The following is a 24,971-nucleotide window of genomic DNA, read 5'->3' on the forward strand; positions in this document are numbered from 1 at the left end:
CGCGGTGGTGTGGAAGTATCCGCACCATGTCCGGGATCCGCGACGTGGCCGAGCTGGTGACCAGCGCGGCCTCCGAGAGCCCCGACCGACTGGCACTCGTCGAGGCCGGCGGGCGCAGCCTGACCTGGGCCCAGCTCGACGACGAGGTGGGCCGCGTCGCCACCGGTCTGGCGGGCGCCGGTGTCGTGGGCGGGCACCGGGTGCTGATCGCGGTCGGCAACCGTCTCGAGTTCGTGACGTCCTACCTCGGGGTGCTGCGCGCGCAGGCCGTGGCCGTGCCGGTGAACCCGGGCTCGGCGGTCGGCGAGCTGGCCCGGATGCTCGACGACTCCGGCGCCCGGATGGCGATCGCCGATCCGACCACGGCCGCGGCCGTCCGTGAGGCCGTCGACTCGCTCGAGTCGCCACCCCGCCTGGTCGTCGTCGGCGAGGCGTCGTACGACGAACTGCGCTCCGAGCCGGCCCGGCCGATCCCGCCGCTGCAGGATCCGGAGAAGCTCGCGGCCCTGCTCTACACCAGCGGCACCTCCGGTCTCCCACGGGCCGCGATGCTCACCCACCGCGCCCTGCTCGCGAACATCGAGCAGTGCGCGCAGGTCGAGCCGCCGATGATCCACGGGGACGACGTCGTGCTCGGCGTGCTTCCGCTCTTCCACGTCTACGGCCTCAACGCGGTGCTCGGCAGCGTGCTCCGGCGCCGGGCGAAGCTGGTGCTCGTCGAGCGCTTCGACCCGCAGGAGACGCTGGCCATCATCGACGACGAGGCGTGCAGCGTGGTGCCGGTCGCGCCACCGGTCTTCGCCCACTGGCGCTCCGAGCCGGACCTGCGGGAGCGACTCGGCCCGGTCCGGCTGATCCTGTCGGGGTCCGCACCGCTCAGTCCCGAGGTCGTGGAGGAGTTCGACGAGCGCACCGGTGTCGCGGTCCACCAGGGCTACGGCCTCACCGAGGCCTCGCCGGTCGTCACCAGCACCCTGTGCAGCCGGACGCCCCAGGCGGGCTCGGTCGGCGCCGCGCTGCCCGGCATCGAGCTGCGGCTGATCGACGAGGACGGGCTTCCGCCGGAGGGTGGCGACCCGGGCGAGATCTCGATCCGTGGCGTCAACCTGTTCAGCGGCTACTGGCCCGACGGCGCGGAGGGGCCCGACGGCGACGGCTGGTGGCCGACCGGCGATGTCGGCTTCCTCGACGAGAGCGGCGACCTGTTCCTGGTCGACCGCCTCAAGGAGGTCGTGATCGTCTCGGGCTTCAACGTCTACCCGGTCGAGGTCGAGGACGTCATCGAGGAGGTCCCCGGCGTCGTCGAGGTCGCGGTGATCGGCGTGACCGACGAGCGGAGCGGCGAGGCCGTGGTGGCATACGTGCGCGCTCCCGGCGAACAGCCGGACGCGATCGCGGCGGCGGTGCGCGCGCACTGCGCGCTCCGGCTCGCGCGCTTCAAGCAGCCCTCGCGCATCGAGGTGGTCGACGAGCTGCCTCGCACGATCACGGGCAAGGTGCAGAAGGGCCGGTTGCGCGGGATCGAGCGGCGGCGCACGCTGGGACTGTTGGAATGAGCACCGAGCCCCGCATCACCCTCTACTCCCGCCCCGGCTGCCACCTGTGCGACGACGCGCGGGCGGTCATCGAGCGGGTCTGCGCCGAGGTGGGCGAGTCGTACGCCGAGGTGTCCATCGACGACGACCCGGCCCTGCGCGAGCGCTTCGGCGAGGAGATCCCGGTGACCTTCGTCGACGGTCGCCAGCACGACTTCTGGCGGGTCGACGAGCGTCGCCTGCGGGCCGCGCTCGCCCGCGACTGAGGTCGCGGGATCGCGCCGACCGGCCCCGCGAGCGTGGGTCACATCACATGTGGTAGCACCGGCCAGCGGGCGAGGGTCGCTCCGTTTTGTTCTCCCGTTCACAAACTCCTACAGTGAACAAGCCATCAGGCCCCGAGGACGGGTTCGTCCTCGCGTGCCCGACGACGGCCCAGCAGCCCCCTGGCTATGGAGAAGACAAGAGCTGTGACCGCACGGAACTCACCCGACGCCGCTCGGGACATCCCCGAAGCGACCGTCGCGCGGCTGCCCGTCTACCTCCGGGCCCTGACGACCCTGTCCGACCAGGGCACCACCACCTGCTCGAGCGAAGAGCTCGCGGTGGCGGCGGGCGTCAACAGCGCCAAGCTCCGCAAGGACCTCTCCTACCTGGGCAGCTACGGCACCCGCGGGGTCGGGTACGACGTGGAGTACCTGCGCTACCAGATCGCCCGTGAGATCGGCGTCACCCAGGACTGGCCCGTCGTCATCGTCGGCATCGGCAACCTGGGCCAGGCCCTCGCCAACTACTCCGGGTTCCGCAGCCGCGGCTTCCGGGTCGTCGCGCTCCTCGACGCCGACCCGGCCCGCCGGGCCGAGGCGGTCGCCGGCCTGGAGGTGCGGCCGTTCGCCGACCTCGAGCAGATCGTCCACGACCACGGCGTGGCCATCGGGGTCATCGCGACCCCGGCCGTCGCCGCCCAGGACGTCGCCGACCGGATGGTCGCCTGCGGGATCACCAGCATCCTCAACTTCGCGCCGATCGTGCTCTCGGTGCCCGACCTGGTCGACGTCCGCAAGGTGGACCTCTCGATCGAGCTGCAGATCCTGGCCTACCACGAGCAGCGCAAGATGCAGGGGGCCGTCACCGAGGAGGTGACCGCATGAGCGAGCGAAGCGAGCGAATCATCCAAGGCAGTGCGTCCTGTGCCTCATGCGCGCACGGAGCGAAGCGAGTACGCGCATGAGCGTCTTGGTCGTGGGCATCTCCCACAAGTCGGCGCCGGTCTCGCTGCTGGAGCGGGTGGCGCTCGACAACGACGGCGTGCACAAGCTGATCGACGACGTCGCCGCCGGCGAGCACGTCACCGAAGCCACGGTCATCGCGACCTGCAACCGGCTGGAGATCTACGCCGAGGTCGACCGCTTCCACGGCAGCGTCGAGGAGCTCTCCGGGCTGCTGGTCGACCGCGCCGGCGGCGCCCCCGAGGAGCTGCTCCCGCACCTCTACGTGCACTACGACGACGGCGCGGTCTCGCATCTCTTCCAGGTCGCGGCCGGTCTCGACTCGATGGCGCTCGGTGAGGGCCAGATCCTCGGCCAGGCCCGCGACGCGCTCAGCGCGGGCCAGGAGATCGGCACCGTCGGGCCGGCGCTCAACGTGCTGTTCCAGCAGGCGCTGCGGGTCGGCAAGCGGGCCCGCTCCGAGACCGACATCGACCAGGCAGCGCCGTCGCTGGTCTCGGCCGCCCTCGACCACAGCAATGCCGCGGGCGACCTGTCCGACAAGCGAGTGCTGGTGATCGGTGCCGGGTCGATGGCCGGCCTGGTCACCGCCACCGTGGCTCGCCGGGGCGCCGCCGGCATCACCGTCGTCAACCGCACCGCCGGCAAGGCCGAGCGCCTCGCGGACGAGTACGGCGCGCGCTCCGCGGCGCTGGCCGACCTCGAGGCCGAGCTCGCGCACGCCGACGTGGTCATCTCGTGCACCGGTGCGACCAGCGTGGTGGTGACCCGCGACCTGGTCGCGGCCGCGACCGCCGACGGCCGGGCGCTGACGTTCATCGATCTCGCGCTGCCCCATGACGTCCAGCCGGAGGTCGGCGACCTTCCCGGCGTCACGCTGGTCAACCTCACCGACCTCGCCGAGGGGCTGCGCGAGTCGGAAGCCGGGCAGGAGGTGGCCGCCGTCCGCCGCATCGTGACCCAGGAGGTCGCGGCGTTCCTCGCCGCCCGCCGCCAGGCCAGCGTCACGCCGACCGTGGTGGCCCTGCGCTCGATGGCGACCGCGGTCGTCGACGCCGAGATGGACCGCCTCTCGCATCGGCTGCCCGACCTCGACGAGGCCGCCCGCGCCGAGGTGCTGCACACCGTGCGCCGGGTCGCCGACAAGCTGCTCCACGAGCCGACCGTGCGCGTGAAGGAGCTCGCCAACGAGACCGGCGCGGTCTCCTACGCGGCCGCCCTGGCCGAGCTCTTCGCGCTCGACCCCGAGGCCGTCGACGCCGTGACCCGGGCGGAGGGCCTGTCATGAGTCAGGCCGTCAGCGCGCCGATCCGGGTCGGCACCCGCGCCTCGGTGCTCGCGACCACCCAGTCCCAGCTGGTCGCCGACCAGATCGCCGAGCGGCTGGGCCGCCCGGTCCGGCTGGTCGAGATCAGCACCGAGGGCGACCGCAGCCAGGCGGCCGGCACCCCGTTGGCCGGAGGCTCATCGACCGGGGTGTTCGTCAGCGCGCTGCGCGACGCGCTCCTCGACGGGCGCGTGGACGTCGCCGTGCACTCGCTCAAGGACCTTCCGACCTACCCCGCCGAGGGCATCGCGCTGGTCGCGATCCCGGGTCGGGAGGACCCGCGCGACGTGGTGGTGGCCCGCGACGGCCTCACCCTCGGCGAGCTGCCCGTGGGCAGCCGCGTCGGCACCGGCTCGCCGCGCCGCGCCGCCCAGCTGCACGCCCTCGGCCTCGGGGTCGAGGTCGCCGGCCTCCGCGGCAACGTGGACACCCGGATCCGCAAGGTGCGCACGGGAGAGTACGACGCGATCGTGCTCGCGCGCGCCGGGCTGGCCCGGATCGGTCGGCTCGACGAGGCCACCGAGGTGCTCGACCCGCTCCAGATGCTCCCCGCTCCGGGACAGGGTGCGCTGGCCGTCGAGTGCCGCGACGACGACGATCTCGCGGCGCAGTTGCGCGAGGCGCTCGACGACCCCCGCGCCCGCGCGGCGGTCGAGGCGGAGCGGGCGGTGCTCGCGACGCTCGAAGGAGGATGCTCCGCGCCGATCGGAGCCCTGGCCGAGGTGGTCGAGGGCGAGGACGGCGAGGAGCTGTGGGTGCGGGCGATCGCCCTCTCGCCCGACGGGGGGCTCTCGGTGCGCAGGTCCGCCACCGGTGACCCCGCCGACGCCGCCGGCGTCGGCGACCGACTCGCCCAGGAGATGCTCGCCGACGGCGCCGCAGACCTGGACGGGTCGGAGCATGACCCGCTCGACCACTCGCTAGACAAGGTGCAGAACCCATGACCCGAGCCAAGTCCACCCCGAAGGACCAGCCGCGCGGCTGGGTGTCGTTCGTCGGCAGTGGCCCCGGTGACCCGGGCCTGCTGACGGTCCGCGCCGTCGAGCTGCTCAGCCGCGCCGACGTCGTCGTCACCGAGGTACCGGAGCACGCCGGCCTGATCCGCCAGGTCCTCGGCCTCCCGGAGCCGGTCGAGGGCGCCGAGCCGATCGGCCCCGAGGTCGTCGACGGCGGCTTCGGCGAGGACGGCCAGCCGCTGACCCACGCCGCGCGCGGCAAGGTGGTCGTCAGGCACGCCAAGAAGGGCCAGCGCGTGGTCCGCCTGATGGCCGGCGACCCGTTCCTCTACGCGTCCGGCCCCGAGGAGGCGCAGGCCTGCGTCAAGGCGGGCCTGGCGTTCGAGATCGTGCCCGGTGTCTCCTCGGTCAACGCGGTCCCGGCGTACGCCGGCATCCCGCTGACCACCAAGGACCACCGCGAGGTCGCGGTCGTCACCTGCGGCGACAAGGTCGACTGGAAGCAGTACGCCGACAAGCGCACGCTCGTGCTGCTCTCGGCCGTCGGCCAGGTCGGCGAGATCGCGAAGGCGCTGGTCGCCGCGGGCCGCGATCCGCAGACCCCGATCGCGATGACCCGGGTCGGCACCACGACCGAGCAGGCCACCGTGTCCTCCACCCTCGACCGGATCGCGGCCGACGCCCGCGCCGCCCGGATGGCCCCGCCGGCGGTCACCGTCGTCGGCAACGTGGTCGACCTGCGCGAGACGCTGTCGTGGTTCGAGACCAAGCCGCTCTTCGGCTGGCGGGTGCTGGTGCCGCGCACCAAGGAGCAGGCGGGCTCGCTGTCCGAGCGGCTCCGCGGCTACGGCGCGGTGCCCGACGAGGTGCCCACCATCTCCGTCGAGCCGCCGCGCAACCCGCAGCAGATGGACAAGGCCGTGCGCGGCCTGGTCGAGGGTCGCTACGAGTGGATCGCGTTCACCTCGGTCAACGCCGTCAAGGCGGTGCGCGAGAAGTTCGAGGAGTACGGCCTCGACGCCCGCGCCTTCTCCGGCCTCAAGATCGCGGCGGTCGGCGACAAGACCGCGCAGGCCATCGCCGACTGGGGCCTGCGCGCCGACCTGGTGCCGTCGGGCGAGCAGTCGGCCGCCGGCCTGCTGGCCGACTGGCCGGAGTACGACGAGCTGCTCGACCCGATCAACCGGGTGTTCCTGCCGCGCGCCGACATCGCGACCGAGAACCTCGTCGCCGGCCTGATCGACCTCGGCTGGGAGTGCGACGACGTCACGGCGTACCGCACCGTGCGGGCCGCGCCGCCGCCGCCGGAGACCCGCGACGCGATCAAGACCGGCAAGTTCGACGCGGTCGTGTTCACCTCGTCCTCGACCGTGCGCAACCTGGTCGGCATCGCCGGCAAGCCGCATGCCTCGACGGTGATCGCGGTGATCGGCCCCGCCACGGCGAAGACCGCCGAGGAGCACGGCCTGCGCGTCGACGTCCTCGCGAGCCGGCCGGACGTCGAGGAGCTCGTCGACGCGCTCGCCGACTTCGGCGCCGCCCGCCGGGTGTCGTTGATCGAGGCGGGTCAGCCCGTCACCAAGCCGTCGGAGCGCAAGACCTCCGCGCGGCGGAAGGCTCGCGCCGCGGAGTGATCCGAGCCGTGGAGGTCCGCGTCAGCGGACCTCCTCGACGCGAGGAGGTTGAGCGAGCCCGCTCGTGAGGTACGAACGAGCGACGGCGGGTCGAAACCGAGTGAGCAGGAGGAGGATCGAGCGATGACCGATCAACTGTCCAGCACCTCTCCGGTGGCCGGACCCGTGGTCCGGCCCCGGCGCCTGCGCACCACGCCGGCGCTGCGCCGGATGGTGGGGGAGACGTCGCTGGAGCCGCGGCAGCTGGTGCTCCCGCTCTTCGTGCGCGAGGGCCTCGACGAGCCGCGGCCGATCTCCTCGATGCCCGGCGTGGTGCAGCACACCCGGTCGACGCTGCTGAAGGCGGTCGCCGAGGCGGCCGAGCTCGGGCTCGGCGGGGTGATGCTCTTCGGCATCCCCGAGCACAAGGACGCCGAGGGCACCGGCGCGATCGACCCGGCGGGCATCCTCAACCTCGCCATCACCGACGTGGTGGCCGAGGTGGGGGACGCCCTGACGGTGATGAGCGACCTGTGCCTCGACGAGTTCACCGACCACGGTCACTGCGGCGTGCTGACACCCGACGGTCGTGTCGACAACGACCGCACGCTCGCGGCGTACGCCGAGATGGCCCGCGCCCAGGCCCACGCCGGCGTCGACATGGTCGGCCCCAGCGGGATGATGGACGGCCAGGTGGCGGTGATCCGCACCGCGCTGGACGCCGCCGAGCACTCCGACGTCTCGATCCTGGCCTACTCCGCCAAGTACGCCTCCGCGTTCTTCGGCCCGTTCCGCGAGGCCGTCGACTCCTCGCTGCAGGGCGACCGCCGGACCTACCAGCAGGACCCCGGCAACGCCCGCGAGGGCGTCCGTGAGGCGCTGCTCGACGTGGCGGAGGGCGCCGACGTGGTGATGGTGAAGCCCGCCCTGGCCTACCTCGACGTGCTGCGCCGGGTGCGCGACGCGGTCGACGTGCCGGTCGCGGCGTACAACATCTCGGGGGAGTACGCCATGCTCGAGGCCGCCGCCGCGAACGGCTGGATCGACCGCGAGCCGGCCATCCTCGAGACGCTCACCTCGATCCGGCGGGCCGGTGCCGACGTGGTGCTGACCTACTGGGCGAGTGAGGTCGCGCGGCTGCTGCGGCGCTGAGCCGGCGCGCTTGGCCGACGCTTCATCAAGGGATGCTGGCGAAGCTTCGCATCCCGAGCCGAACTCGGCGGGGGAACCGGGGCTCCACCTTCATCCCTTGATGAACCTGCGACTGGTGGTGACATCCGGGCAGGTGGGGCGGCGCGCGGACGCGAGTTTCGTCGGCCGGCCGACGAAACTCCTGCTGGGACGACGGAGCTTCGTCGTCCCGGCACCCCGGATCGCGCGGCTGCTTGGGCGCTGAGGGCTGCGGTGGTTTCGGGGCTCAGGCCTGGCGGCCGTCGCACCTCAACTACCGGGGCTGGTGGTCGGGGCTCAGGAACTACCCGTCAGTGCGTGTAGGCGTACACGCATTCGCTGAAGGCCGAGGTGCCCGGCAGGTAGCCGTCACCGAGCGGTCGGGGTCCGCACTGGATGAGAGCTTGCGCGTGTGACAGCAGCTGGTCGACCGGCGCGACCGAGGTCGACGGGAGCGGGGGCAGCGTCAGGGTCGGCAGCGGCACCGGCGCCTTCGGCGGGTCGGCCGGCTTGGCCGGGGTGGAGCTCGGGGGCTGCTGGGGCGTCGTCGGCTGCGTGGGCTGCTGCGTGGGCTGCTGCGTGGGCGACTTCGTCGGGGTCTGCGCCGGGTCCGTGGGCTCGGACGAGCCCTGGTCGTCGTCGCGGCCGTCCTTGCCCTTGCCCTTGCCGTTGTCGCCCTTGCCCTGGTGCCCCTGGTCGGGCTTGTCGCCGCGATCGGGCCGGTCGGGCAGCGGCGGCACGACGTAGCCGGCCGAGGTCACGCCGTTGGGCACCGAGGTGAACTCGCCGTCGAGGTAGGCCTCCATGATCGACAGCACGAGGTCGACGTAGGGCTGGCTGTGGTTGTAGCGGTAGACCGCGGCCTGCTGGCCGGCGGTGGTGCCGAGGTCGTCGTCGCCGGAGCAGAGGTAGACGGCGGTGGCGAGCGCCGCGTCGTCGATGTCCTGCGGGTTGCGCTGGCCGTCGCCGTCGGCGTCGACGCCCACGACCGACCAGGTCGACGGGATGAACTGCATCGGACCGACCGCGCGGTCCCAGACCGCGTCGGAGTCGAACTGGCCGGCGTCGGTGTCGGAGATCCGGCTGGTGCCGTCACCGCCGTTGAGGGGCGGCCCGAAGATGCCCGGCCTGGCGACGCCCTGGGCGTCGAGCGTGTTGCCGCCGTGGCGGCCGTGGTTGGACTCCACCCGACCGATCGCCGCGACCAGCTGCCAGGTGAGGTGGCAGCCGGGGTCGGCGGAGTTGATCACGGTCTCGGCCCGCTGGTACGCCGCGAGGGCCGCGGCCGGGATGCCGGAGGTGGAGGCGGTCGCGACCACGCGCGCGGCGTTGCCGACCACCCCGGGGGCCACGCCACCGGAGGCGGCCGAGACGCTCGCCGGCTCCTCGATCGCCTCGGCGGGCAGGCTGGTGCCGTCGGGCAGGGCGGGGTCGGTGGTCGCATCGGCGAGCGCGGTGCCCGTGCCGGTCGTCGCGAGGCTGGCGGTCCAGGCTGCGGAGAGCAGGGCGAGCGGCACCAGGGCGATCGCCTTCTGACCGCGCCCGAAGCGGCTGGTCGACCCACTCTTGGACATCTCCGGCTGTCTCCTGCTCCCTCGGACCCGGCGTGCTCCCTCTGCACGGCGTGACGCACATCAAACGACCGGACCCTGCACCGGTTACGGTACGTCGCTTGGGCCGGACGTGCAGCCGTTCGTCGGTAGGACCACCATTCCCGCAGGTCGCGGCGGTGAAACACGTTCTCGTCCGTGCGCCCGCACGTGGCCTGGCCCACGCTGCCGAGCCCGTCCCCCGCCCTGGACTGGGGCGGGTTGGCCCGCTCGGGGACAATGGCCCGGTGACCGGCCGACCGAGCCCTGATACCGCGGTGCGAACCACGGCGGGCACCACCGCGAGCGCAGCCCTCTTCGAGAGGGCCAGAGCGGTGACCCCGGGCGGGGTGAACTCCCCGGTCCGAGCGTTCAACGCGGTCGGCGGCACGCCCCGGTTCATCCGGTCCGCCTCGGGCGCGTGGCTCACCGACGTCGACGGCAACGAGTACGTCGACCTGATCTGCTCCTGGGGGCCGATGCTGCTCGGGCACGCCCACCCCGAGGTCCAGGCTCGGGTCGCCGAGGCGATCGCCCGCGGCACGTCGTACGGCGCGCCGACCGAGCCGGAGGTCGAGCTCGCCGAGGAGATCGCGGCGCGTGCGCCGGTCGAGCGGGTCCGGTTCGTCTCCTCGGGCACCGAGGCGACGATGTCGGCGATCCGGCTGGCCCGCGGCTTCACCGGCCGCGACGTGGTCGTGAAGTTCGCCGGCTGCTACCACGGCCATGTCGACGCCCTGCTCGCCTCCGCGGGCTCCGGCCTCGCCACGTTCGCGGTGCCCGGCACGCCCGGCGTACCGGCGTCCTCGACCGAGCTCACGCTCGTGCTGCCGTACAACGACCGGGCCGCGGTCGAGCGGGTGTTCGCGGAGTACGCCGACCGGATCGCGTGCCTGATCACCGAGGCCGCCCCCGGCAACATGGGCGTCGTCCCGCCCGAGGCCGGCTTCAACCGGTTCCTGGCGGAGACCTGCGCGCGGCACGGCGCGCTGTTCGTGAGCGACGAGGTGATGACCGGCTTCCGGGCCAGTCGACAGGGCCAGTGGGGCCTCGACGGCGCCGTGGAGGGCTGGCGGCCGGACCTGATGACCTTCGGCAAGGTGATGGGCGGCGGCTTCCCGGCGGCCGCCTTCGGCGGCCGCGCCGACGTGATGTCCCGGCTCGCGCCGGAGGGGCCGGTCTACCAGGCCGGCACGCTGTCGGGCAATCCGATCGCCACCACGGCCGGCCTGGCCACGCTGCGGCTCGCGACCGACGAGGTCTACGCCCACCTCGACCGGGCTGCCGACACGATCAAGGTCGCCGCGTCCGACGCGCTCACCCGGGCCGGGGTCGCTCACGTCGTGCAGTCGACCGGCACGATGTTCTCGATCTTCTTCACCCCGGGTGTCGACGGGCGCGTCCGCGACTTCGACGACGCCTCGACGACCGACTCGGCGGCGTACGCCGCGTTCTTCCACGCCATGCTCGACGCCGGGGTCTATTTGCCGCCGTCGGCCTACGAGGCGTGGTTCCTGTCCGCCGCCCACGACGACCGCGCCGTCTCGACGGTGCTCGACGCCCTGCCCGGGGCGGCCCGCGCCGCGGCCGCCGCGCAGGCGTAGGAGATCGATCCCGTGACCCAGACCCCCGACACCGTCGTGCACCTGCTCCGGCACGGCGAGGTCCACAACCCCGAGGGCGTGCTCTACGGCCGCCGCGACGGCTTCCACCTCTCCGACCTCGGCAACCAGATGGCCCGACGGGTCGCGGAGGCGATCGGCGGGCGCGACATCGTGCACCTGCGGGTCTCGCCGCTGGAGCGGGCCCAGGAGACGGCGCGGCCGCTGGCCGAGGCGCGCGGCCTGGAGATCGTGACCGACGAGCGGGTCATCGAGTCGACCAACCGGTTCGAGGGCGTCAGCTTCGGCGAGGGCGCGATGACGATCCTCAAGCGCCCCCGGCTCTGGCGGCACCTGTGGAACCCGCTCACGCCCTCGTGGGGCGAGCCCTACAAGCAGGTCGTGGCGCGGATGATGGCGGCCGTCGAGGACGCCCGACGCGACGCGGACGGGCACGAGGCCGTGATCGTCTCCCACCAGCTGCCGATCTGGATCACCCGGCTGCACGCCGAGAAGCGCTCCTTCCTCCACGACCCGCGCAGCCGCCAGTGCACGCTCTGCTCGCTCACCTCGTTCCACTTCGTCGGCGACCGGATCACCCAGGTCAGCTACTCCGAGCCCGCCGGCGATCTGATCCCGACCAAGGACCGCAAGGCGCCGTTCTCGGCCGGCGGAGCACCCGAGGAGCGGCGCCCGTGAAGCGACTCCTGGCCGGCCTGGCCGTGCCGTTGCTGCTGGCCGTGACCGGCTGCACCTCGCTGCAGGGTGCGGGAGACAAGGGCTTCGTCACCGGCGACGGCACGATCCGCACCGTCGCGGCGGCCGATCGCGCGGACGCCGTGGAGCTCACCGGCGAGGACCTCGACGGCAACCCGCTCGACATCGCCGACTTCCGCGGCAAGCCGGTCGTCGTCGTCGTGTGGGGGTCGTGGTGCACGCCCTGCCGGGTCGAGGCGCCGGATGTCGTGGACGCCGCGGAGGAGATCGGCGCCGACGCCCAGTTCGTCGGCATCAACCTGCGCAACTCCTCGACCGCCGAGGCCCAGGCCTACGTGCGGACCTACGGCATCACCTACCCGTCGTTCTACTCTCCGGACGGCAAGGCGATGCTGCAGTTCCAGGGCACGCTCGGGCCGCGCACCATCCCGGCCTTCGTGATCCTCGACGAGGAGGGTCGGATCGCCGCGAGCATCATCGGCAAGCTGCCCTCGAAGCGGACGCTCGTCGACCTCGTGAGCGACCTGGACGCCCCCGCCCCGCGGTCGGCCGATGGTTGATTGGTTCCGGGAAACCGCGCTCTCCGGTTCCCTCGCGCTGGCCGTCCCGGTCGCGATCATCGCCGGGCTGGTCTCGTTCTTCTCGCCGTGCGTGATCCCGCTGCTGCCCGGCTACCTGTCCTACGCCACCGGCCTCTCGGGCGCCGACCTCGCCAACGGCGTCGCCGGCACCCGGCGCGGCCGGATGTTCCTGGGCTCGGTGCTCTTCGTGCTCGGCTTCGCGACCGTCTTCGTCCTGCTCGGGACGCTCAGCGGCGCGGTCGGCTCCTGGCTCATCGAGTGGGAGCGCCAGCTGACCATCGTGCTCGGGCTGCTGGCGATCGTGCTCGGCCTCGTCTTCGCGGGCTGGCTGCCCTTCCTCAGCCGTGAGTGGCGCGTGCACAAGGTGCCGGCCGTCGGCCTCGGGGCCGCTCCGCTCCTCGGCTTCCTCTTCGGCCTCGGCTGGCTGCCGTGCACCGGCCCGACGCTGGCCGTCATCAGCACGCTCGCGATCACCGAGGGCACGGCCGGCCGGGGGGCGTTCCTGCTCGCGTTCTACGCCCTCGGCCTCGGCATCCCGTTCGTGATCGCCGCCCTCGCCTACGAGAAGGCGCTGTCCGCCATCGGGTGGATCCGCCGCCACCAGGCCTGGGTGATGCGGGCCGGCGGCCTGATGCTGATCGCCGTCGGCGTGCTGCTGCTGACCGGCTGGTGGAGCCAGGCCGTGACGTGGACGCAGATCCAGCTCGTCGGCACGACGGAGACCGCCCTGTGAACACCGCCCTCTCCACCCGTCCCCCCGAGGACGACCGCCGGCCCGGTGACCTGACCTTCCGCGAGCTGCTGCGCTGGATCTGGCGCCAGGTCACGTCGATGCGCACCGCGCTCGTGCTGCTGCTCCTGCTGGCGCTCGCGGCGATCCCGGGCTCGGTGATCCCGCAGGAGGGCGTCGACGCCCTCAAGACCTCCAACTGGCAGGACGACCACCCCAAGCTGACGCCGATCTACGAGCGGCTCGGGCTGTTCTCGGTCTACGACTCCCCGTGGTTCTCGGCGATCTACATCCTGCTGATGATCTCGCTGGTCGGCTGCATCGTGCCCCGCACCGTGCACTACTGGCGCGGCCTGCGCGCCCAGCCGCCGAAGGCGCCCCGCAACCTGACCCGGTTGCCGGACCACGCGGCGTACACGACGACGGACGCCCCCGACGAGATCCTCGAGCGCGCGCGTGCCGCCCTCAAGCGGCGCCGTTACCGGCTGATCGACGGCGACGACTCGATCTCGGCGGAGCGCGGCTACCTGCGCGAGGCCGGCAACCTGGTCTTCCACCTGTCCGTGCTGGTGGTGCTGGTGGGCTTCGCGCTGGGTGGGCTGTTCGGCTACAAGGGCGGCGTGATCCTGCTGATCGGCAACGACTACGGGTTCGCCAACAACCTGACCCAGTACGACGAGTTCAACCCGGGCAGCCTCTTCCGTGCCGACGAGATGGAGCCCTTCTCGTTCAAGATCGACGACTTCGACGTCGACTGGCTCACCACGGGCCCGCGGGCCGGCCTGGCGCGCGGCTTCGAGTCCCACGTGACCTACCAGACCTCGCCCGACGCACCCGAGAAGTCCTACAACCTGCGGGTCAACCACCCGCTGTCCATCGGCGACACCGACATCTTCCTGATCGGTCACGGCTACGCGCCGGTCATCACGATCCGGGACGGCAACGGCGACGTGGTCACCGACGGGCCGACGATCTTCCTGCCCACCAGCCAGAGCCTGCAGTCGATCGGCGTCGTCAAGGCGCCGGACGCCAACCCGACCCAGATCGGGCTCGAGGGCGAGTTCTACCCGACGGTGGCGTTCTCCAAGCAGACCGGCAGCTACTACTCGCTGCTCGGCAAGCCGCTCGACCCGATGGTCTCGATGCTCGTCTACACCGGCGACCTGGGCATGAACGACGGGACCCCCCAGTCGGTCTACTCCCTCGACAAGTCCCGGACGACGATGCTGACGAAGAAGGACGGCACGCCGTACCGCATCGACCTGCGCGAGGGTGAGAGCGTCGAGCTGCCCGACGGACTGGGCACGGTGAGCTTCGACGGTCTCGAGCGCTGGAACAAGATCCAGATCAGCCAGACCCCCGGCAAGTGGATCGCGCTGGCCGGTGTCGTGCTGTCCCTGATCGGCCTGCTGGGCTCGCTGTTCATCCGTCCTCGGCGGGTCTGGGTTCGTGCCCGGCGAGACGGGGACGGCACACTGGTCGAGGTGGCCGCCCTCGACCGCTCCGGCAGCGGAGACGTCGCGGCCGTCGTCGACGAGCTCGTCGAAGCCCTGCAACGAGAGGACCGGTCGTGACCGACGCAGCGTGGGAGAGCCTCAGCAACCAGGCGGTCGCCGCCGCCGGACTGCTCTACTTCCTGGCGCTCCTGGCGCATCTGGTCGAGTGGGCGTCGCTGCGCAAGGTCCCGGTGGCGGCGGGGGCGGTCGCCCGCGACTCCGTCGACATCCCGGGCGGCGTCGCGGTCGCCACCGGTCCCGAGGACGCCGCCGTCGAGGGCCGGGTCCGGCGTACGGCGCTGTTCGGCCGCCTCGGCTACCTGATCACCTGGATGGCCGTCGTCGTCCACCTCGTGGCGCTGGTCGCCCGGGGCATGGCCGCGGACCCCAACCGGGTGCCCTGGGGCAACATGTACGAGTTCACGCTGGCCGGCACGTTCGTGGTCGCGGCGCTCTACGTCGTGCTCTACCGCAAGCTGCGGCTCGCCTGGATGGCGCCGATCGTGCTCGCCTTCGTGCTCAGCGTGCTGATGGTCGCGGTGATCTGGCTCTACTCGCCGGTCGCTCCGCTGACCGAGGCGCTGTCGTCGTACTGGCTGGTCATCCACGTCGTCTCGGCGATCGTCGCCACCGGCGCGTTCACGCTCGGCGGCATCACCTCCGCGCTCTACCTGGTCAAGGCCCGCTCGCTCGCGAAGAAGGGCCCCCAGCAGGCGGGCTACGTCGCCCGGCTGCCGCAGCCCGAGGCGCTGGACCGGGTGTCCTACCGGCTGCACGCGTTCGGCTTCCCGGTGTGGACCTTTGCGGTGCTGATCACCGGCCCGATCTGGGCGCACCAGGCCTGGTCGTCGTACTGGAACTGGGACCCCAAGGAGGTGTGGGCGTTCATCACCTGGGTGGTCTACGCGGCGTACCTCCACGCCCGCACCACCGCCGGCTGGAAGGGCCGCAACGCCGCGATCCTCGCGCTCGTCGGGATGGCCACGCTGTGGTTCAACTTCATCGGGATCAACTACTTCTCGAGCACCTCGCAGCACTCGTACGCCGGGGGCGCGGCGCAGATCGAGGTCGTCCCGCAACGCTGAGCGGGCCCGACCCCTCAGCCGGCCTCGGGATCCTCGGGGTGCCGGCGCCTGCGGTCGAGGTCGCGCAGGAAGTCCGGGTCGTCGTCGGGCCCGATGACGCGGGGCGGCTGCGGCCGGCGCGGCCGGGGTCGCGGCAGCGGCGCGCCGCCACGGCCCTGGAGCGACCGGGTCGTCAGGTAGACGGCGATCGCGACCAGGATCACGACGAGCAGGAACTTCAGCACCCCTCCAGCGTAGGACCTCCCTGGTCACGCCTACCCTGAACCCGTGAAGGAGTTCTGGATCTACACCCTGCTGCGTCTCGTGCTGTTCGCGAGCTCGTTCGGCGTCGTCGTCGGTGTGTGGTTCCTCATCGACGGCCAGGTGCCGGTGCTGTGGGCGGTCGTCATCGCGTTCCTGCTCAGCGGGGTCGGCTCCTACTTCCTGCTGAACCGCCCCCGCGAGGCGCTGGCCCGCCGGGTGCAGGACCGCGCCGACCGGATGACCGCCCGGATCGACGAGATGCGCTCCAAGGAGGACGCGGACTGAGCCGGTCGCCCTCTGGTGGTCACGAGCAGGCGAACAGCGCCGCGGCGACCAGGACGGCCCAGAGCAGCTCGGCCTGGCCGGTCTGCTGCAGCACGCGGATCAGGCCCGGGCCGGTCGCGCCGCCGAGCACGGTGCGCGTCGCCGGGAGGGCGAGCAGCAGGAAGCCGAGGCCGATCAGCGCGCACCACGAGGTGAGCGCGGCGACGCCCACCACGGCGGCGGCAGCAGCGGCCACGAGCGCGGCGTACAGCCGTCGGGTCCGGCGATCGCCGAGCACGACCGCGAGCGTCCGCTTGCCGGTCACCGTGTCGGTGGGGATGTCGCGCAGGTTGTTGGCGACCAGGATGGCGCAGGCGAGTGCGCCCACCCCGACGGCCGCGGCGAGCGCGGCCCACTCCCAGGTCTCGGTCTGCACGTACGTCGTGCCGATGACCGCGACCAGCCCGAAGAACACGAAGACCATGACCTCGCCGAGGCCGAGGTAGCCGTACGGCCTGGATCCGCCCGTGTAGAACCATGCGGCCAGCACCGACACCAGGCCGACCGCCACCAGCCACCACGCCGTGGTCGCGGCCAGGGCCAGCCCGGCGACCGCGGCGACGCCGAAGGCCAGGAACGCGGCCCGCTTGACCGCCGCCGGTGACGCAACCCCGGAGCCGACCAGTCGCATCGGTCCGACCCGGTCGGCGTCGGTGCCGCGGATGCCGTCGGAGTAGTCGTTGGCGTAGTTGACCGCCACCTGGAGCGCCAGCGCCACGACGAGGGCTAGCAGCGCCTTCCACCACACGACGCTGTCGACGTAGGCCGCGACACCCGTGCCGGCCAGGACGGGGGAGACGGCTGCGGGCAGTGTGCGGGGACGAGCGCCGGCGAGCCATTGAGCAGGAGATGCCACGACCGGAGATTCAAGCAGTCCGGCCGGGCACTAGCCTCGACCGGGTGGAGGACGTGCACCGGATCGCGGCCTGGCTCGAGGCCGACGACCCCGCGCCGTGGATCGTCGAGACCTCGGGCTCGACCGGCCGGCCGAAGCGAGTCGTGCTGTCCCGCGGCGCCGTGCTCGCGTCGGTGGCCGCGAGCGCGCGCCGGGTCGGCGAGTCGGGGCGCTGGCTGCTCGCGCTGCCCGTGGCGTACGTCGCCGGCCTGCAGGTCGCCTGCCGGTCGCTGGTCGCCGGCCACCCGCCGGTGCTGCTCGACGACCACCCGTCGTTCGCCGACGCGACGGCCGCGCTCGGGGCGGGGCCGCGGTTCGTCTCGCTCGTGCCGACCCAGCTGCACCGGCTGCTGGAGACCGACCTGTCGTCGCTGCGCAGCTTCCACACCGTGCTGCTCGGCGGCGGCCCGATCGACGCCGGGCTGCGGGCCCGGGCGGCGGAGTCCGGGGTCCGCGTGGTCGCGACGTACGGCTCCGCGGAGACGGCCGGCGGCTGCGTCTACGACGGCCACCCGCTCGACGGCGTCGCCGTCGCGCTCGGTCCCGACGGGCGGATCCGGATCGCCGGCCCGACGCTCTTCGACGGCTACGACGGCGACCCGGACCTCACCGCCGAGGTGCTCGTCGGCGGTTGGTTCCTGACCTCCGACGCCGGTCGACTCGACGACGACGGCCGGCTGCAGGTGCTCGGACGGGTCGACGACGTCGTGGTCAGCGGGGGCGTCAACGTGCCCGCCCCGGCGGTCGCCGCCCGGCTGCGCGAGCACCCGGGCGTCCGCGCGGCCGAGGTGCTCGGCGTGCCCGACGAGGAGTGGGGCAACCGGCTGGTGGCCTTCGTGGTGGGCGGGGTGTCGCTCGCGGAGCTCCGCGCCTGGGTGGCCGAGGCGCACCCGCGGTCGTGGGCGCCGCGCCAGCTCGTCACCCTCGACGCGGTCCCCCTGTTGCCCAACGGCAAGCCCGACCGGCTGACGCTACGGGGCCTGGTGTGAGGGTCTGGTCGCTGCCGATGCGCACGCGCTTCCGCGGGATCACGGTGCGCGAGGGCGTCCTCCTCCGCGGCTCCGGGGACTCCGGTGGGCACGGCTGGGGCGAGTGGAGCCCGTTCCTGGAGTACGACGCAGCCGTCGCCGAGCCGTGGCTGCGCTGCGCGGAGGAGGCGGCCGCGGGGGACTGGCCGGCGCCGGTCCGCGACTCGGTGCCGGTCAACGTCACCGTGCCCGCCGTCGGCGCCGAGCAGGCGCACGCCGTCGTCGCCCGTGGCGGCTGCCGCACCGCCAAGGTGAAGGTGGCCGAGCCGGGCCAGACGCTCGCCGACGACCAGGCCCGCCTGGAGGCCGTCCGCGACGCCATCGGCCCGGACGGCCGGGTGCGCATCGACGTCAACGGGCTCTGGGACGTCGATACCGCGGTCGCGTCGATCGCGGTGCTGGACCGGGCCGCCGGCGGCCTGGAGTACGTCGAGCAGCCGGTCGCCACCGTCGAGGACCTCGCCCGGGTGCGCCGCGCGGTCGACGTGCCGATCGCCGCCGACGAGTCCATCCGCCGGGCCGACGACCCCTACCGGGTGCGCGACCTCGACGCCGCCGACGTCGCCGTGCTCAAGGTGCAGCCGCTCGGCGGGGTGCGCGCCTGCCTGCGGATCGCCGAGGACATCGGCCTTCCCGTCGTCGTCTCCTCGGCGCTGGAGACCAGTGTGGGCATCGCCGCCGGGGTCGCGCTGGCCGCGGCGCTGCCGGAGCTGCCGTACGCGTGCGGGCTCGCAACCGTTCAATTGCTGAGTCATGACCTCGCCGCCGAGCCGCTGCTGCCCGTCGACGGCGAGCTGCCCGTGCGGACGCCGGTCGTCGACGAGTCGCTGCTCACGACGTACGCCGCCGCGCCCGACCGGGTCGCGCACTGGGAGGCCCGCCTGGCCGAGGTGCTGGCCCTGAGGGACGACCGAGTGCGGCAGGATCGTCGTTCGTGACCTCCACCGACCTGGCCCGCACGGTGCTGACCGCCCTGATCGAGGCCGGGGTCACCGAGATCGTGGTCGCTCCCGGCTCGCGCAACGCGCCGCTGTCGTTCGCGGCGTACGACGCGGCGGCCGCCGGGCTGGTGCGGCTGCACACCCGCATCGACGAGCGCAGCGCCGGCTTCCTCGCGCTCGGGCTCAGCAAGAACCACCACCGGGCCGCCGTCGTCTGCACGTCCGGCACCGGCGTCGCCAACCTGCACCCGGCCGTCCTCGAGGCCGCGCACGCCGACGTCGACCTGGTCGTCGTGACGGCCGACCGGCCGGCCCGGTTGCGCGGCACCAACGCCAACCAGACCACCGACCAGGTCGGGATCTTCGGACCCCTGGTGCCGACCCAGGACGCGTCGGTCTCGATCGACCTGGGCACGACCGGCCCCGTGCACCTCAACGTGCCCCTCGACGAGCCGCTCGTGCCCGACGACCGGTGGACGCCGTCGGTCACGGCGGGGTCACCGGCCCGGCGCGTCCGGCCGGCCGTGCACGTCGCGCTCGAGCCCGGCCCGCGCACGGTCGTGGTGGCCGGCGACGACGCCGGGCCGCCCGCGCGGATGCTCGCCCAGGACGGCGGCTGGCCGCTGCTCGCCGAGCCCTCCAGCGGCTCCCGCACCGGCGACCACGCGATCCGCACGTACCGGCTGCTGCTCGGATCCTCGCTGGGCGAGCGGATCGAGCGGGTCGTCGTCTGCGGCCACCCGACCCTGTCGCGGCCGGTGAGCCGGCTGCTGGGCCGTGCCGACGTACAGGTGATCGACACCCCGACCCGGGGAGTGTGGCCGGAGCGGCCGTTCCCGGTCTCCGAGCGGCTGCCGGTGGTCCCGTCGGCGGCGGCCGCCGACAGCACCGGCTGGCTGGACGAGTGGCTCGCGGCCGACCGCTCGGTCGCGCGCCGGCTCGACGCGCTGCTCGCCGCCGAGCCCGACCTCACGCCGCACGAGGTGGCCGGCGCGGTCGCCCGCGCGCTGCCACCCGGTGGGCTGCTCACCGTCGGCGCCTCCAGCCCGATCCGCGACCTCGACCTGATGGTGCCGCGCTACGAGGTCGGCGTACGCCGCAAGGTGATCGCCAACCGCGGCCTGTCCGGCATCGACGGGGTCGTCTCGACGGCGATCGGCGCGAGCCTCGCCCGGCCGGAGAGCACCCGGGCGCTCGCGCTGGTCGGTGACGTGACCTTCCTGCACGACGCCAACGGCCTGGTCATCGGCCCGGGAGAGCCGGTGCCCGACCTGACGATCGTGGTGGTCAACGACGACGGGGGCTCGATCTTCACGATGCTCGAGCAGGGCGCGGAGCGGTACGCCGCACAGTACGAGCGGCTCTTCGGCACCCCGCACGGCGTCGACCTCGGCGCGCTGTGCGCGGCGACCCGGACCCCGCACCTGCGCGTGGGGTCGCTGCCCGAGCTCGAGCAGGCGCTGGCCTCGCCCAACGGCGGCATCGAGGTCGTGGAGGTCGTGGTGCGCCGCGACAACCGGCGCTCCCTCGACGAGCGGATCCGGGCGCTGCGACCCTGAGGCTGTCCGGCCGGCGGTGAGTGGGCAACCATTCGCCCGGGGCAGAAGGTTGCCTGCTCACCGCTGGCCGGGGCTGCGGTGACCCAGCAACCATTCGCCCGGGGCAGAAGGTTGCCAGCTCACCGCCCGCCTGCCCGCTCGACCAGCGACGTGATCGTCGCGGCCACCTCGCCGGGCGCGACCAGTTGGTGCAGGTGCCGGCCGGGGATCGCGGTGACCGGCCAGCCGCGCCCGGTCGCGGCGGCGACCTCCTCGGCGTAGGTGTCGCCGAAGGCGAGGTAGGCACTCGGCCGCTCGGCCCAGCCGGCGGGCACCGGCAGCCGGGCGGTGAAGTACGACAGCGGCAGCCGCGGCTGCTCCGCCTCGACCGCCGCTCGCGTCGCCGCGTCGGGGAACAGGCCGTCGAGGTCCGCGGCGTCCCACCACCCTGTCCACGGCGGGAGGAGCCCGTCGTCGCGCACCAGACCGCTCACGAACTCCAGGAACGCCGGGGGCGCGAGCGGCACGGAGCCCCCGGAGCCCGGGAGCGCGGCGTCGACGTACACGGTCGCGACGGCACCGAGCCGCTCGGCGAGCAGCGGCGCGTAGAGCCCGGCGTTGCTGTGGGGCACCAGCACGACGTCGTCGAGGCCCTCGGCCGCCCGCTCGTACGCCGCGAGCACCCGTTCCGGCCGGGTCGCGCCGGAGGGGTCCGCCACGCGCGCGCCCAGCAGCCGGGCCACCGGCGTCCAGGTCACCGGGCCGAGCAGCGGGCTGGGCAGCAGGAGATCGACCACGAGGAGAACGCTACGTAGCGGGCCCGGCGGCCGCCGGGAACAATGGCGCCGTGGACGTCGCCTTCCTGCTGGTCGCACTGGCCGTCTGCGTGCTCGCGGGGGTCGTCGTCGCCGATCGGGTGAAGGTGCCCGCTCCGCTGCTGCTGGTGGTGGCGGGGGTGGCCGCGTCGTTCCTGCCGTTCGTGCCGCAGCTCCATCTCGAGCCCGAGGTCGTGCTGTTCGGGCTGCTGCCGCCGCTGCTCTACTCCGCGGCGATCACGTCGTCGCTGGGGGACTTCAACGCCAACCGGCGGTCGATCCTGCTGCTCTCCGTCGGGCTGGTGCTGTTCACGACCGCGGGCGTCGGCTGGCTCGTCCACGCGATGGTGCCCGGCATCTCGTGGCCGATCGCCCTGGCCCTCGGTGCGGTCGTCGCGCCACCGGACGCGGTCGCCGCAACGGCGATCGGCCGCAACATCGGGCTGCCCCGGCGGATCGTGACGATCCTCGAGGGGGAGTCGCTCTTCAACGACGCGACCGCGCTCGTCTCGCTGCGTACGGCGCTGGCCGCGGCGGCCGTGGGGGTGGAGGCCTGGCACGTCGGCTGGGACTTCGTGGTCGCGGCGGGCGGTGGCGTGCTGGTCGGGCTGGTCGGGTTCGTCGTCGTCGGCTGGCTGCGCAAGCGGATCACCGAGCCGGTGCTCGACGTGGGGCTGTCGTTCGTGATCCCGTTCGCGTGCTTCCTCGCCGCCGAGCGGATCCACGCCTCGGGTGTCGTGTCCGTCGTGGTCGCGGGCCTGCTGCTCGGCCACAAGGCCCCGATCCTGCAGACCGCGCAGTCGCGGATCGCGGAGCGGATCAACTGGCGCACGATCGCGTTCCTGCTCGAGAACACCGTCTTCGCGCTGATCGGGCTCCAGGCCCAGTGGCTGCTCCAGGACCTCGCCGACAGCTCGCTCTCCGGCGCCCGGATCGTGGCCGTGTGCGTCGCGACGGTGGTGGCTGTGATCGTGCTGCGGCTGGTGTGGGTGTTCGTCGCGCGCTACGCCCTGGTGCGCCCGGGGCGCGACCCGGTGACCGGCCAGGTGCCGTCGTGGTCGTTCACGTTCCTGCTCGGCTGGGCCGGCATGCGCGGCGTCGTGACGCTGGCGGCGGCGTTCCTGATCCCCGAGGACACCGATCACCGCGAGGTGCTGCTGATCATCGCGTTCGCCGTCGTGGCCGGGACGCTGCTCATCCAGGGACTGTCGCTGCCGTGGCTCGCGCGGAGGCTCAAGGTGCCCGCCCCCGACCCGCTCGACGACGCGCTCGCCCGGGCGACCCTGCTCCAGCAGGCGGGCAAGGCCGCGCTCGAGGAGCTCGAGCGCATCGAGTACGACGACCAGGCCGGCGTCTGCGACCTGATCCGGCAGCGGCTGGACCAGCGCAACTTCGCCGCCTGGGAGCGGCTCGGCACCACCGCCGACGAGGAGTCACCGGCCGCGCTCTACTACCGGATCCGGACCCAGATGATCGAGGCGGAGCGGCGCCGGATCCTCGAGATCCGCAGGTCCGGCAACATCGCCTCCGAGGTGATCGCCGACGTGCTCGCGATGCTCGACGTCGAGGAGTCGATGCTCGACAGCGCGGAGCAGGAGCGCGACGAGGCGGCGGCCTACGCCCAGCGCCGCTGGTCGACCGGCGACAGCTGCGCCGACCTCGAGCGCTTCCCGGCGGTCGACGCCCCGCCCGCGACGTACTGCCAGGCCTGCCTCGACGAGGGCACCCGGTGGGTGGCCCTGCGGCGCTGCCTGGAGTGCGGCAACGTCGCCTGCTGCGACTCCTCGCCGAACCAGCACGCCACCCGCCACTTCCGCGAGGCCCAGCACGCCGTCATGCAGTCGGCCGAGCCCGGCGAGGACTGGCGGTGGTGCTACGTGCACCACCTCACGGCGTGAACCGGATCGGGAAGCGCAGCGCTCCGGTGTTGCCCGACACCGGCAGCCACTCGCCCGGGCCGTCGGGCACGGCGTCCGGCATCCGCCGCGCGAGCAGCGGCAGCGCGACCGCCATGTCGGTGCGCGCGACGAAGTGGCCCAGGCAGTGGTGCACGCCGGCGCCGAAGCCGTGGTGCGGCGGCCGCTGCTGGGTGATGTCGAACGCCGGGTCGGGCATCGCCGCCGGGTCGGTCCCGGCGCTGTGCGAGAGCGTCTGCACGATGCCGCCCTTCGGGATGTGCAGGCCCTGGAAGTCCACGTCCTCCAACGCCTCCCGGGTCACCCAGGTGACGGTCGGGTTGACGCGCATGACCTCCTCGACGGCGTTCTCGCCGAGCTCCGGCCGCTCGCCGAGCAGCCGCCACTGGTCGGGGTGGGCGAGCAGCGTCTGCAGCGCCAGCCCGAGCTGGTTGCGGGTGGTCTCCATGCCGGCGAAGGCCAGGAAGACCAGCGCCACGCCGAGCTCGTGCTCGCTGAGCCGGTCGCCGTCGTCGGTGGCCTGCACCAGCGTCGTGACCAGGTCGTCGCGGGGGTGCGCGCGCCGGTCGGCGACGACCTCCTCGACGTAGGAGTAGAGGCCGGTCAGCGCGGCCTCGATGCGCGGCACCTGGTTGCCGACGTCGATGGAGAACGAGGCGCCGAGATCGTCGGCCCACTGGGCGACCTGGTGCCAGTTGTCTTCGGGCAGGCCGAGCAGCACGCAGATGATCCGCGCGGCGTACGGCTCGGCGAACTCGCTGACGAACTCCACCGTGCCGCGCTCCGCGAATCCGTCGATGAGCTCGTCGGCCAGCGCCTGGAAGCGCGGCCGCATCGCCGCGATCGTCTTGTTGCGGAAGGCCGGCATCAGCAGCCGTCGGATCCGGGCGTGGTCGTCGCCCTCGAGGCTGAGCAGGGTCTCCTGCCACCAGTCGGAGAACATGCCCGAGTGGATGCCGTTCTGAGCCGGCCACCGCGCGTTGCCCTGGCGGAACCGGCGATCGCGCAGCAGCGCGCTCACCTCGGCGTGCCGCAGCACCGCCCAGCCCCAGTTGGTCTCGACGTACCAGCTCTCGTCGCGCGCCTCGTGCACGGTCGGCGAGGTGACGTCGAACGCCGGGTCGGAGAGGTCGAAGTAGGTCATGGCGTCACCATCCTGATCTCCCAGGCGTCCAGCCCGGCGTACAGCTCGCGGGATCCGTCGGGTTCGAACCCGTTGCGGCGGTAGAAGGCCCGGGCCCGCTGGTTGGCCTCCAGCACCCACAGCGAGCACGGCTCGTCGGGCCGGACGGCGTCCCAGAGGCGCTGCCCGAGCCCGCTGCCCCACCACGCCGAGCGGGTGTAGATCGCGTAGAGCTCCGCCGGCGTGGCGTGGTCCTCGTCGCGGCTGGGCCCGGCGACCGCGAAGCCCACCAGCTCGCCGTCGACCTCGGCCAGGACCCGCGGCGGCCCACCGGCCAGCTGACGGGTCCAGGCCTCCACCCAGCGGTCGGTGTCGGCCAGGCGCGCCTCGAGCAGCCCGGCGTCGACGTACGGGCCGTAGGCCTCGCGCCAGCAGGCCGCGTGCATGGTGGCACCGGCCGCCGCGTCGTCGGGGCCGGCCGCGCGCAGCACCGGCGCCTGGGTGAGGTCCACGTGAGCA

24 protein-coding genes are annotated in these 24,971 nt (G+C 73.2%); 18 read left to right on the forward strand and 6 right to left on the reverse strand.

Annotated elements, in window-relative coordinates:
• The first annotated feature begins 26 nt into the window (after window positions 1-26).
• The 7 genes from FHU40_RS12865 to hemB all read left to right on the forward strand — a co-directional run bounded on the left by FHU40_RS12865 (window position 27) and on the right by hemB (window position 7,812).
• Complete coding sequence (locus FHU40_RS12865) at window positions 27-1,556, forward strand: AMP-binding protein (protein WP_183592716.1); 1,530 nt, start codon at window positions 27-29, stop codon at window positions 1,554-1,556.
• Window positions 1,553-1,801, forward strand: a complete 249-nt coding sequence (locus tag FHU40_RS12870) for a glutaredoxin family protein (protein ID WP_183592717.1) — start codon at window positions 1,553-1,555, stop codon at window positions 1,799-1,801. Before FHU40_RS12865 ends, FHU40_RS12870 begins: the two co-directional genes overlap by 4 nt.
• A 186-nt stretch (window positions 1,802-1,987) precedes the next feature.
• Window positions 1,988-2,686, forward strand: coding sequence for a redox-sensing transcriptional repressor Rex (locus FHU40_RS12875; RefSeq protein ID WP_183592718.1), 699 nt, complete (start codon window positions 1,988-1,990; stop codon window positions 2,684-2,686).
• 76 nt (window positions 2,687-2,762) lie between these two features.
• Entirely contained in the window at window positions 2,763-4,052 is a 1,290-nt protein-coding gene (locus FHU40_RS12880; protein WP_183592719.1) for a glutamyl-tRNA reductase, read from the forward strand.
• Window positions 4,049-5,035 carry a hydroxymethylbilane synthase gene (hemC, locus tag FHU40_RS12885; RefSeq protein ID WP_183592720.1) on the forward strand — a complete coding sequence of 329 codons (987 nt, stop codon included), beginning with the start codon at window positions 4,049-4,051 and terminating at the stop codon, window positions 5,033-5,035. Before FHU40_RS12880 ends, hemC begins: the two co-directional genes overlap by 4 nt.
• Window positions 5,032-6,681, forward strand: a complete 1,650-nt coding sequence (locus tag FHU40_RS12890) for a uroporphyrinogen-III synthase (RefSeq protein ID WP_183592721.1) — start codon at window positions 5,032-5,034, stop codon at window positions 6,679-6,681. Before hemC ends, FHU40_RS12890 begins: the two co-directional genes overlap by 4 nt.
• A gap of 123 nt (window positions 6,682-6,804) precedes the next feature.
• Window positions 6,805-7,812, forward strand: coding sequence for a porphobilinogen synthase (gene hemB / locus FHU40_RS12895; protein WP_183592722.1), 1,008 nt, complete (start codon window positions 6,805-6,807; stop codon window positions 7,810-7,812).
• A 329-nt stretch (window positions 7,813-8,141) separates the two neighbouring features.
• On the opposite strand, the gene FHU40_RS12900 is transcribed toward hemB, so the two are convergent.
• Window positions 8,142-9,404, reverse strand: coding sequence for a lytic transglycosylase domain-containing protein (locus FHU40_RS12900; protein ID WP_183592723.1), 1,263 nt, complete (start codon window positions 9,402-9,404; stop codon window positions 8,142-8,144).
• 293 nt (window positions 9,405-9,697) lie between these two features.
• Here FHU40_RS12900 and hemL point away from each other — a divergent pair, with 293 nt between their 5' ends.
• From hemL to ccsB, 6 genes are read left to right on the forward strand one after another with little or no spacing between them, the layout of a single operon-like run.
• The gene (hemL, locus tag FHU40_RS12905; protein WP_183593787.1) at window positions 9,698-11,023 is read left to right on the forward strand and encodes a glutamate-1-semialdehyde 2,1-aminomutase; all 1,326 of its coding nucleotides are present in this window, start codon (window positions 9,698-9,700) and stop codon (window positions 11,021-11,023) included.
• 12 nt (window positions 11,024-11,035) lie between these two features.
• The gene (locus FHU40_RS12910; protein ID WP_183592724.1) at window positions 11,036-11,719 is read left to right on the forward strand and encodes a histidine phosphatase family protein; all 684 of its coding nucleotides are present in this window, start codon (window positions 11,036-11,038) and stop codon (window positions 11,717-11,719) included.
• Window positions 11,716-12,297, forward strand: coding sequence for a TlpA disulfide reductase family protein (locus tag FHU40_RS12915; protein WP_183592725.1), 582 nt, complete (start codon window positions 11,716-11,718; stop codon window positions 12,295-12,297). The genes FHU40_RS12910 and FHU40_RS12915 overlap by 4 nt, the downstream gene beginning before the upstream one ends.
• Window positions 12,290-13,051: a cytochrome c biogenesis CcdA family protein gene (locus FHU40_RS12920; protein WP_183592726.1), complete on the forward strand. Its 762-nt coding sequence runs from the start codon at window positions 12,290-12,292 to the stop codon at window positions 13,049-13,051. The genes FHU40_RS12915 and FHU40_RS12920 overlap by 8 nt, the downstream gene beginning before the upstream one ends.
• Window positions 13,048-14,622, forward strand: a complete 1,575-nt coding sequence (gene resB, locus FHU40_RS12925; protein WP_183592727.1) for a cytochrome c biogenesis ResB family protein — start codon at window positions 13,048-13,050, stop codon at window positions 14,620-14,622. Before FHU40_RS12920 ends, resB begins: the two co-directional genes overlap by 4 nt.
• A complete protein-coding gene (ccsB, locus tag FHU40_RS12930) occupies window positions 14,619-15,629 on the forward strand; it encodes a c-type cytochrome biogenesis protein CcsB (RefSeq protein WP_183592728.1) in 1,011 nt (336 codons plus the stop codon). The genes resB and ccsB overlap by 4 nt, the downstream gene beginning before the upstream one ends.
• 14 nt (window positions 15,630-15,643) lie before the next feature.
• Here the strand turns inward: ccsB and FHU40_RS12935 are convergent, their stop codons facing one another.
• On the reverse strand, window positions 15,644-15,853 hold the full coding sequence (locus tag FHU40_RS12935; RefSeq protein ID WP_215526334.1) for a hypothetical protein: 210 nt from the start codon (window positions 15,851-15,853) through the stop codon (window positions 15,644-15,646).
• A 43-nt stretch (window positions 15,854-15,896) separates the two neighbouring features.
• On the opposite strand from FHU40_RS12935, the gene FHU40_RS12940 reads away from it, so the two are divergent.
• Window positions 15,897-16,157: a DUF4229 domain-containing protein gene (locus tag FHU40_RS12940; protein WP_183592729.1), complete on the forward strand. Its 261-nt coding sequence runs from the start codon at window positions 15,897-15,899 to the stop codon at window positions 16,155-16,157.
• 19 nt (window positions 16,158-16,176) lie between these two features.
• On the opposite strand, the gene FHU40_RS12945 is transcribed toward FHU40_RS12940, so the two are convergent.
• Window positions 16,177-17,052, reverse strand: coding sequence for a 1,4-dihydroxy-2-naphthoate polyprenyltransferase (locus FHU40_RS12945; RefSeq protein WP_183592730.1), 876 nt, complete (start codon window positions 17,050-17,052; stop codon window positions 16,177-16,179).
• A gap of 44 nt (window positions 17,053-17,096) precedes the next feature.
• Between FHU40_RS12945 and FHU40_RS12950 the strand changes: the two genes are divergently transcribed.
• The 3 genes from FHU40_RS12950 to menD are packed head-to-tail and all read left to right on the forward strand — an operon-like array spanning window position 17,097 to window position 20,619.
• Window positions 17,097-18,080, forward strand: coding sequence for an AMP-binding protein (locus tag FHU40_RS12950; RefSeq protein WP_343057843.1), 984 nt, complete (start codon window positions 17,097-17,099; stop codon window positions 18,078-18,080).
• The gene (locus tag FHU40_RS12955; RefSeq protein ID WP_183592732.1) at window positions 18,077-19,057 is read left to right on the forward strand and encodes an o-succinylbenzoate synthase; all 981 of its coding nucleotides are present in this window, start codon (window positions 18,077-18,079) and stop codon (window positions 19,055-19,057) included. The genes FHU40_RS12950 and FHU40_RS12955 overlap by 4 nt, the downstream gene beginning before the upstream one ends.
• On the forward strand, window positions 19,054-20,619 hold the full coding sequence (gene menD, locus FHU40_RS12960; protein ID WP_183592733.1) for a 2-succinyl-5-enolpyruvyl-6-hydroxy-3-cyclohexene-1-carboxylic-acid synthase: 1,566 nt from the start codon (window positions 19,054-19,056) through the stop codon (window positions 20,617-20,619). Before FHU40_RS12955 ends, menD begins: the two co-directional genes overlap by 4 nt.
• Window positions 20,620-20,738: 119 nt before the next feature.
• Here the strand turns inward: menD and FHU40_RS12965 are convergent, their stop codons facing one another.
• On the reverse strand, window positions 20,739-21,395 hold the full coding sequence (locus FHU40_RS12965) for a hypothetical protein (protein WP_183592734.1): 657 nt from the start codon (window positions 21,393-21,395) through the stop codon (window positions 20,739-20,741).
• A gap of 50 nt (window positions 21,396-21,445) precedes the next feature.
• On the opposite strand from FHU40_RS12965, the gene FHU40_RS12970 reads away from it, so the two are divergent.
• Window positions 21,446-23,311, forward strand: coding sequence for a Na+/H+ antiporter (locus FHU40_RS12970; protein ID WP_183592735.1), 1,866 nt, complete (start codon window positions 21,446-21,448; stop codon window positions 23,309-23,311).
• Here the strand turns inward: FHU40_RS12970 and FHU40_RS12975 are convergent.
• A complete protein-coding gene (locus FHU40_RS12975) occupies window positions 23,301-24,473 on the reverse strand; it encodes a cytochrome P450 (RefSeq protein ID WP_183592736.1) in 1,173 nt (390 codons plus the stop codon). The genes FHU40_RS12970 and FHU40_RS12975 overlap by 11 nt on opposite strands.
• Window positions 24,470-24,964 (reverse strand): GNAT family N-acetyltransferase, encoded by a 495-nt coding sequence (locus tag FHU40_RS12980; RefSeq protein ID WP_343057844.1) that lies wholly within the window; start codon window positions 24,962-24,964, stop codon window positions 24,470-24,472. Before FHU40_RS12980 ends, FHU40_RS12975 begins: the two co-directional genes overlap by 4 nt.
• Window positions 24,965-24,971: the final 7 nt, after the last annotated feature.

The organism is Nocardioides soli (assembly GCF_014191495.1).
In the GTDB taxonomy this organism is placed as follows: Bacteria; Actinomycetota; Actinomycetes; order Propionibacteriales; family Nocardioidaceae; genus Nocardioides; species Nocardioides soli.

What these genes read in the sequence shown, in the direction of transcription:
- FHU40_RS12975 (WP_183592736.1), bottom strand. Translation starts at nt 24,473, where the DNA reads ATGACCTACTTCGACCTCTCCGACCCGGCGTTCGACGTCACCTCGCCG.
- FHU40_RS12900 (WP_183592723.1), bottom strand. Translation starts at nt 9,404, where the DNA reads ATGTCCAAGAGTGGGTCGACCAGCCGCTTCGGGCGCGGTCAGAAGGCG.
- FHU40_RS12920 (WP_183592726.1), top strand. Translation starts at nt 12,290, where the DNA reads ATGGTTGATTGGTTCCGGGAAACCGCGCTCTCCGGTTCCCTCGCGCTG.
- FHU40_RS12890 (WP_183592721.1), top strand. Translation starts at nt 5,032, where the DNA reads ATGACCCGAGCCAAGTCCACCCCGAAGGACCAGCCGCGCGGCTGGGTG.
- FHU40_RS12880 (WP_183592719.1), top strand. Translation starts at nt 2,763, where the DNA reads ATGAGCGTCTTGGTCGTGGGCATCTCCCACAAGTCGGCGCCGGTCTCG.
- FHU40_RS12870 (WP_183592717.1), top strand. Translation starts at nt 1,553, where the DNA reads ATGAGCACCGAGCCCCGCATCACCCTCTACTCCCGCCCCGGCTGCCAC.
- hemB (WP_183592722.1), top strand. Translation starts at nt 6,805, where the DNA reads ATGACCGATCAACTGTCCAGCACCTCTCCGGTGGCCGGACCCGTGGTC.
- hemC (WP_183592720.1), top strand. Translation starts at nt 4,049, where the DNA reads ATGAGTCAGGCCGTCAGCGCGCCGATCCGGGTCGGCACCCGCGCCTCG.
- FHU40_RS12865 (WP_183592716.1), top strand. Translation starts at nt 27, where the DNA reads ATGTCCGGGATCCGCGACGTGGCCGAGCTGGTGACCAGCGCGGCCTCC.
- FHU40_RS12875 (WP_183592718.1), top strand. Translation starts at nt 1,988, where the DNA reads ATGGAGAAGACAAGAGCTGTGACCGCACGGAACTCACCCGACGCCGCT.